Source organism: Chryseobacterium sp. WX (assembly GCF_029542485.1).
Taxonomy (GTDB): domain Bacteria; phylum Bacteroidota; class Bacteroidia; order Flavobacteriales; family Weeksellaceae; genus Chryseobacterium; species Chryseobacterium cucumeris.
Map to the genome: position 1 here is coordinate 5299734 of NZ_CP120710.1, position 7047 is coordinate 5306780.

A 7047-nucleotide genomic window follows, 5' to 3' on the forward strand; every position below is an offset into this window, starting at 1 on the left:
ATAAGTTTCGGAGATCGGAAATCCGGGACATTGATCTTAAAAAAGAAGTACTTTGAATCAAAATATTCCATTAGCTGAAAAATTAAGACCTAAAACCCTGAAAGATGTATTAGGACAGGAGCACCTTACCGGCGATAAAGGAACAATCAGAAAAATGATTGAAAATAATACCTTGAATTCGTTGATTTTATGGGGGCCTCCGGGAACAGGAAAAACAACGCTGGCTGAAATTATCTCAGAACAGTCGGGGAGAAAATTTTATAAGCTTTCTGCTGTTTCTTCCGGTGTGAAAGATGTACGTGATGTGATTGAAGATGCAAAAAAGCAGAATCTGTTCTCCGGAAAATCACCTATCTTGTTTATTGATGAGATTCACAGGTTTAATAAATCGCAGCAGGATTCATTATTGCATGCGGTAGAAAAAGGCTGGATTGTATTGATTGGTGCGACTACCGAAAATCCGAGTTTTGAAGTAGTATCGGCATTACTTTCAAGAAGTCAGGTTTATATTTTAAAAGCATTAAGTTATGAAAAGCTGGAGGAATTAATAGACATTGCTTCGGAAAGATACAATAAAGATGAAGGAACATATTTTAAAATCCTTGAAAAAGAAGCTTTTATTCAATACTCAGGTGGTGATGCCAGAAAACTGATCAATTCTGTAGAATTGATTTTGAATCAATATAAAAATTCGGGTACAACTGAAATTATTAATTCTGATGTACTGGAAGTTCTTCAGGAGACGATGGCTCTTTATGATAAGAACGGAGAGCAACATTATGACATTATCTCAGCCTTTATCAAATCCATGCGTGGAGGTGATCCTAATGGAGCAGTGTATTGGCTGGCGAGAATGATTGCCGGGGGAGAAGATATCAAGTTTATCGCAAGGAGAATGCTTATTCTTGCTGCTGAAGATGTAGGGTTGGCGAATCCTAACGCTTTGGTGGTCGCCAATAATTGCTTCCAGGCAATCAATGTTATCGGAAACCCTGAGGCAAGGATTATACTAAGTGAAACAGCCGTATATCTTGCGGTTTCACCCAAAAGTAATTCTGCCTATATGGCTATCAATGATGCGTTGGCTCTGGTAAAACAGACGGGCAACCTGCCGGTACCTCTTCATTTGAGGAATGCACCTACTAAATTGATGAAAGACCTTGATTACGGAAAAGAATACAAATATGCCCATTCTTATGAAGGAAACTTTGTGGCACAGGATTTTCTTCCGGAAGAAATCAGGAATGTGAAACTATATGAGCCGGGAAATAATTCTACGGAAAAGAAGATTTACGAAGAGCTCAAGAAAAAGTGGAACAATAAATACTAATAAAAAAGGATGTTGTAAAAACGGCATCCTTTTTTATGTTATTAATTATTCGGTAGTGTAAATAAATAATGTTTTCTTACCGTTGTAATCTTTAGTTTCTGTTCTTTTCTTGATTTCAGGATATATCAAAGTATTGGTGTCTGCAAATTCATATCCTTCAATAAATACAGGATTATCTGCTGGGATATTATATTGAACATTCATATTGGATAATGCCATTCTGTCAAGTACATTTTCTCCGTTTTTAAACTTATATTCAGTTACGCCTTTTGTAAAAACAGAACTGTATTTTTTTAAGCTTTGGGGAAGACTAGCTGGAGTATTGTATACCTTTGAAACCTGCAATACGTTCTTTTTGGTATTGAACAATTCTACTGTCCCAATGGCATTATCGGCCACTGCAAACTTTACTGCAGGATTTTTTTGCTGTGCCAATAAAGTAGCAGAAGATAGTAGTAAAAAAGAATAGAATAGTTTTTTCATAATCAGAATATGTAACTGTTAAAAACGTGATAAATATAGTTATTTTTTATAAAATCTGAATAAAATCTCGAATTGTTTTACATTCTATTTAGAAATAAAAACTTTTTTCCTGATTGTCAGTCGGTGTTTTCTTCTGTTTTGTCTTTTTTATCCACCATATTTCTGATCATATTTTTCAGGCGTTGAAAAGCAAATGAGCTTAATAATAAAATGATTCCGAGAGCAATAAAGGCACTTATTCTTGAAATATTATCCATTTGCCATACATCATACCCATAAAGTTTTAATACCATCAGACCTATCAATGCAAAGCCAATCTTGTTGTATTCCTGGATATTCTTTTTCAAGCCCTTATAAATAAATATACTGGCAAGAATTGTCCATATTATAGGAAGATAAAGAATATTGAAATGTTCACTCGCTTTATAAGAATGAGGAAGATTATTGGAAACCATTAAAATATAAGAATGATGCAGCTCGCAGCTTACAGAAATGATTAGTGCCAGAGCCTGTATCCAGTAAGAAATCTTTTGCTTGTGAAACGCTGAAGTAGGAATAATTCTGTATCCTATATATATAAAAGGAATCCATTGCAGAAGATGAAGAAAATAAAAACTTAAATTGAGCTTTTTTGTTAAGGCAGCGGTCACAACTGAAAGAGTTGAAACCGATGTATTTATTACGAACAGGAAGAAAAACAGATAAATTAGTAGGTTTTGAACATCATTTCTGATGCTGAGCAGTTTTCTGAAAAGCAATAAAATGAAAATATAATAAATACTGAATAAAAGTCCTGTGCTGGTAATGGCTGACCAGGGCATTTCCGAAATATGATAAGTGATTTCAAGAAGAAAAGTAATATAGATAACCCCATAACTGATCGCGGTAATAAGATCTTCAAAAATGTTATTGCTTTTTTCCTGTGTTTCTTTCACGGTGTTTCTTAGTAAATACAGATTAATCATGATGGAAACAATAGTAAAGGAACTGGTGATGAATGGAGGATTGAATATGATATTGAAATCTTTTGTTCCAAAATATTCAGTCCAGGTTATAAGTTGGGCGATCATCACCAATGGAAACAGGATATAAAAGAAGGTTTTGAAAATCTTATGACCTGTTTTTTTCCAGATAAAAAGAAGCAGGGTGGTTTCTATGGCCCAGATACTGGTGATGAGATGCGTTTTAAACTGAATAGCAACTGCAATGGTTATAAGGCTGGTAACAAGCCCTGCAAATACAGAATAAGCTACTCCAAAGCTTTTGCGGGTGTATTCTCTGAAAAGTAAAATAGCGTTTACAGCAGCAAAAATAAGTGGGAAAACAATCGGAGGGTCATATTTTAATGTATCAAAAATGTAAAGAAGCCCCAGGATACTTGAAAAATTAGCGAGAGCAAGTATTAAAATATCAGGGGTTGAAAGTATATTTCTTCTGAAGTAATCATGCAGGGCAAAAATGTAGAAAATCAGATAACTGATCAAATAAAAAGTAATGCTTAAAAGTTCAGGACTTTCATTAGTCCAAAAGAAGAGATATCCTGTTGTAAAAATATAAGCTGTCCATCCCACGCTTTTCCAGTGCTGCAGAAAAGAGGCTGCCAGCATTCCTGTATTTAAAAGGGTAATATAAATAAAAAGGAAAAGGTAGTTACTTTGTCCTGTGCTGATCATCAAAGGAGCTGCAAAACCTCCAATCAGTGAAAAAATTATCAGTACTTCACTTTTATAATAATAGGATAAGATAATAGAGGCCGCAGTAATCAGTGCGGTTATGGTAAAAGCAGTATTTTGGGTAAACAGATGGTATTCACGAAAGGCAATGGTGGCCGTGAAATATAAAACGGCAACTCCACCTCCTGTAATAATGGAAGAAAAAGCCTGGTAATTTTTTCTGAGAAAATGTCCGGTTATAATGATTCCTGCTCCGATACAAAAACCGATTCCCGCTCTTGCTGCTTCTCCAATCCAGTTTTTATCAATAGCGTATTTTACAAAATAACCAATTCCGAGAACAAGGGTAAAAATACCGATAATGGTAAGTGCGTTTTGTTTTAAAAAATCAGAAACAGGAGCAAGCCAGTCTTTTTGAACTGGTGTTGAAATGTTTTCATTTACTTCACTGGGTTGTATATTTTGATAATGAACCAGCGGAGATTGCTCTTGCTGAGGGAAGGATGTCTCTTCTGTTGAGTTTTTCTTATGAATTACTTCAGTCTGAGCCGGAGGAGTATTATTGATTTTATAATTAAGATCTGAAATCTCCTTTTCCAACTTTCTGATTTTGGTATTCAGATTATTGAAAATGATGAAGATAATGATAAAGATGATAGCCGCAACAAATTCATTCATTTCATTAGTTTTTATCAAATATAAAGAAATGTTTAATATGCTATTAAAAAATTAACCCATCGCGGTATAAGCGATGGGTTAAATGGTATAGATAACTAACAATATGTTTTTACTAGTTTGATACTTTGTAAACGTAGAATGATGCAATACTGGATCCTAATAATCCTGCTGTGACAACACCGGAATCTACAAGTCCGAAAGATATTTTGTCACCCGCCTGGAATGAATACAAAGAATTAATGCTGGAATCGGAAAGTGTTAAGTTAACTGCTAATGCAAGGTTAACACCACTGAAGGGACGTGTGTCTATCAAGGTGGTTACTGACGATCTGGTTCTTGCAATGGCAATACCAGGTGTTCCTGATAGTAATGAAGCCTGTAATCCTGTTCCGTATCTGAACGCGAATCCTACCGCATATACTCCAGTGGACGGAATATTATAAGAACCGTCAGCATTTGTGAACAAAGCAGCGCTTCCTATAGTTCTATCCGCTTGTACAAAACTGACAGGTTGGAAATCAGATGGTAAAACTCCTAAATTCAGAAGCGTGATACCTGTTGTTTTTTTTGCAGAATATACAGATGTATTGGTTCCTGCAGCTGCGCTTAATAATGACGGGTCTACCGAAAACACTTGTGTGGTTCCCTGGTTAACTGCTAAAATTTGATATCCGGGTAGTGCTGTAGCGGCGGGAGTGTCACGAACTTTCAGTGTCCCGTTAACGTCTAAGGTTGCGGATGGGGTTGCTGTATTGATACCTACTTGCGAGAATAATGGTAACGTCGCACATGCTAACATTAAGCTGTAAAGTTTAGTTTTCATGATCAAGATTTTAATTAGTTGCTAAGCAAATATACAATAAAAATTATACTCTACATTGTGATATTTTCATTTTTAACATTAATATGATGTAATATCTTTAAACATATGTTTGTATTTTGATTGATATTTCCATATAATTTAATTACGACTTATTATATTTAATTTTGTTATAATACTTTGTTTATCAGGGTTTTGATAAAAAATAATTCTCTCCATTGTGTGGGTTATTTTTTAATTAAACAGATGATGTTGTCATTATGGTAATCTATTGTAAAAGTTTTTGAGATTTTGTTTTTTTATAGTGTAAATAAAAAAAACACTGCTTAATGGCAGTGTTTTTTTACAGATTTATTGTTTTTTTTAGCTTTCCAAAAGAAATTCTTTGTAATTCCCAAGAAAATCTACATTGGCATGGATTGACTCAAGCTCTTTCAATGCATTTTCATGTAAGACTTCTTCCCATGGTCCCTCAACATTGATAAAGAAGAAATAATTTCCCAGTCCTGTTTTTAATGTTCTGGATTCAATCTTACTGAGATTCATTTTTCTCCATGCAAAAACAGATAATACCTGATGCAATCCACCGGGATGATCTTCGGGAAGAGTGATCAGCATACCTGATTTTTCACCCAATGTTTCCAGTTTATCATTCTGGTATTTATTCTGCTCTTTAGAAATGATGATAAATCGCGTGTGGTTCTGTTCGAAATCCTGAATATTACGATTCACTATATTCAAACCATATAAATTGGCTGCAAACTGATTGGCTACCGCAGCAATAGGAGTCTCCGGATTCTCAGAAACAAACTTGGCAGCGGCTGCAGTTGAGGAAAAGTCCTGTTTTGGAATTTCTTTATAATGGGTATCCAGAAAGTGAAAGCTCTGTGCAAGGGCTTGCGGATGTGAATATATTCTCTCAATATTTTCAATAGAATTTTCCGGATGAATCATCAGATGATGGGCAATAGGCATTACTGCTTCTGCTTCAATTTTAATAGACGGAGTCTTATACAAATAATCCAGCGTCATAGAGACGGTTCCTTCAATAGAGTTTTCCAAAGGTACTACTGCTTTTATTACCTCTCCGTTTTCAACGGCATTAAAACAATCCAGAATGCTGGCTTGTGGTACTATTTCGTCATCAGGGAAAAGCTGTGCTGTAGCAAGCTGGGTAAAACTGGCATGAGGTCCCAAAAATGCAATCTTCATAATATAATATATAAGGGATGATTATAATAAGGGTACAAAGGTGCGAATTAATTCATAAATAGTGAGGGGATAGAGTTCAAAATTTAGAGTTTAACGTGTAATCTTTTTAGTTGTGAGTTACTGCTTATGGGTTGTGAGTTGCGGGTTTATTTTGTGACCGGATAATTTGAGATAGACATCTTGGTTCTATTAAAAATTCACCATTCACTTGCGAAGCAAAATTCACCATTCACATTAATCTCCTCCATTAATATTTCGTCGTGTATTTCCTAATTCCTACCACCTGCAACCTACTATCTGGCATCTATCCTTTCCAGTTCTTTTCAATCAGATCCATCAGGAAATCCGGGCACTTGATCACTTTATTGGTTTTTGCATCCAGAAAAAATAGAGTAGTGGAGGCTTCTGTTATTTTAGTATGCTCTTCATTGTAAATTTCATACTCAAATTCAATCCTTACCCCTGGAATTTTTTTAACATAAGTATGAATTTCTAATTTTTGATCATATAAAGCAGGGCGGATATATTTAATTTTGTAGTCCGAAACCGGCAGCCAAATTCCTTGGTTTTCAATTTCATCGTATGAAATTCCTATGCTTCTGAAGAGTTCAACTCTCGCTACTTCGAAGTACGTTGCATAGTTTCCATAGTATACATATTTCATCGGATCTGTTTCTGCGTAACGTACTCGTATTGAGTGTGTTGTGTGTATCATTTTACGGGTTAAATTATACATACAAATATATTTTTAAATAATCAATACCTGCAATATTTTTTTTTGAAAAGAAAATATTGGACCTTTGTCTTCCTTCTAAACACAGTACAAACAAAGAATAATCGGGGCTTAAAAA

At 34.9% G+C, this 7047-nt stretch carries 6 protein-coding genes; 1 reads left to right on the forward strand and 5 read right to left on the reverse strand.

Features of this window, described 5'->3' with window-relative positions; translation table 11 throughout:
- Window positions 1-52 precede the first annotated feature (52 nt).
- Window positions 53-1330 carry a replication-associated recombination protein A gene (locus PZ898_RS24305; RefSeq protein ID WP_277694459.1) on the forward strand — a complete coding sequence of 426 codons (1278 nt, stop codon included), beginning with the start codon at window positions 53-55 and terminating at the stop codon, window positions 1328-1330.
- Between the two features lie 45 nt (window positions 1331-1375).
- Here PZ898_RS24305 and PZ898_RS24310 read toward each other — a convergent pair whose 3' ends face one another.
- From PZ898_RS24310 to PZ898_RS24330, 5 genes are all read right to left on the reverse strand, one after another.
- Window positions 1376-1813 carry a hypothetical protein gene (locus PZ898_RS24310; protein ID WP_062670870.1) on the reverse strand — a complete coding sequence of 146 codons (438 nt, stop codon included), beginning with the start codon at window positions 1811-1813 and terminating at the stop codon, window positions 1376-1378.
- A gap of 116 nt (window positions 1814-1929) precedes the next feature.
- On the reverse strand, window positions 1930-4164 hold the full coding sequence (locus PZ898_RS24315; protein WP_277694460.1) for a DUF2339 domain-containing protein: 2235 nt from the start codon (window positions 4162-4164) through the stop codon (window positions 1930-1932).
- A 112-nt stretch (window positions 4165-4276) separates the two neighbouring features.
- Window positions 4277-4987: a hypothetical protein gene (locus PZ898_RS24320; RefSeq protein ID WP_120230552.1), complete on the reverse strand. Its 711-nt coding sequence runs from the start codon at window positions 4985-4987 to the stop codon at window positions 4277-4279.
- 360 nt (window positions 4988-5347) lie between these two features.
- The gene (pheA, locus tag PZ898_RS24325) at window positions 5348-6196 is read right to left on the reverse strand and encodes a prephenate dehydratase (RefSeq protein ID WP_120230553.1); all 849 of its coding nucleotides are present in this window, start codon (window positions 6194-6196) and stop codon (window positions 5348-5350) included.
- 304 nt (window positions 6197-6500) lie between these two features.
- Window positions 6501-6911 (reverse strand): thioesterase family protein, encoded by a 411-nt coding sequence (locus PZ898_RS24330; protein ID WP_062670861.1) that lies wholly within the window; start codon window positions 6909-6911, stop codon window positions 6501-6503.
- Window positions 6912-7047 lie beyond the last annotated feature (136 nt).

Bases quoted from the DNA above. Each gene is read 5' to 3' on its own strand.
- PZ898_RS24310 (WP_062670870.1), bottom strand. From the start codon at position 1,813: ATGAAAAAACTATTCTATTCTTTTTTACTACTATCTTCTGCTACTTTA.
- PZ898_RS24315 (WP_277694460.1), bottom strand. From the start codon at position 4,164: ATGAATGAATTTGTTGCGGCTATCATCTTTATCATTATCTTCATCATT.
- PZ898_RS24320 (WP_120230552.1), bottom strand. From the start codon at position 4,987: ATGAAAACTAAACTTTACAGCTTAATGTTAGCATGTGCGACGTTACCA.
- pheA (WP_120230553.1), bottom strand. From the start codon at position 6,196: ATGAAGATTGCATTTTTGGGACCTCATGCCAGTTTTACCCAGCTTGCT.
- PZ898_RS24330 (WP_062670861.1), bottom strand. From the start codon at position 6,911: ATGATACACACAACACACTCAATACGAGTACGTTACGCAGAAACAGAT.